Here is an 832-nt window from a genome sequence, read left to right as displayed (position 1 = left end):
GCTTTAAAAGTGGGTGAAGGAGGAAAGGGGACGCTGAAAAATAAACAGAAGGGTCAGGTGGATTGAGGATAATTAAGAAGAGTTGCTGGGAAAGGAGGAGTCCGGACGGGAGATGTTGAGGGAGAGGAAGCTGTTCTGACGACCGAATAATTCGAAATAGGTAGCTATGGCACAGGTTCATTAAATATTACGGATAAGGGTTACGTCACGAGTTCAATCGTCGCCATTTTAGGCTATCAGGCGGGCAGTAATGGCCAGGTTGTCGTTGAAAAGGGTGGCGAGTGGCTAATAAAAAATAATGATTCCTCAATTGAATTTCAAATTGGTAATCAAGGAACTGGGGAGGCGACTATTCGCGAGGGGGGGTTGGTTACGGCTGAAAATACGATTATCGGTGGCAATGCCACCGGTATCGGAACCCTGAATGTGCAGGATCAAGACTCTGTCATCCCGGTACGCAGACTCTATAATGGATATTTCGGTAATGGCACAGTCAATATTTCCAATAATGGACTGATTAATAACAAAGAATATTCATTGGTGGGCGTTCAGGACGGTTCCCACGGTGTCGTCAACGTGACCGATAAAGGGCATTGGAATTTCCTCGGAACGGGCGAAGCTTTCCGCTATATCTATATCGGTGATGCTGGCGACGGTGAACTTAATGTCTCGAGTGAAGGCAAAGTAGATTCGGGAATTATCACTGCGGGGATGAAAGAAACAGGCACAGGCAACATTACTGTTAAGGATAAGAACTCCGTTATCACTAATCTCGGAACTAATCTTGGTTATGACGGCCACGGCGAAATGAATATCAGTAATCAGGGGCTTG

General features: G+C 45.9%; 1 protein-coding gene and 1 pseudogene. Both read left to right on the top strand.

Annotated features, from left to right (window positions below; genetic code table 11):
* Positions 1-156: 156 nt before the first annotated feature.
* Positions 157-318: pseudogene (locus OA91_RS24890) on the top strand (hypothetical protein); the annotation flags it as partial.
* 48 nt (positions 319-366) lie between these two features.
* Positions 367-832, top strand: a 466-nt coding sequence (locus OA91_RS24495; RefSeq protein ID WP_197477870.1) for a hypothetical protein, incomplete at its 3' end; no start/stop codon positions are given.

It is taken from the genome of Marinomonas sp. SBI8L (assembly GCF_001624705.1).
In the GTDB taxonomy this organism is placed as follows: Bacteria; Pseudomonadota; Gammaproteobacteria; order Pseudomonadales; family Marinomonadaceae; genus Marinomonas.
This window is presented reverse-complemented; position numbering and strand designations above follow the sequence as displayed.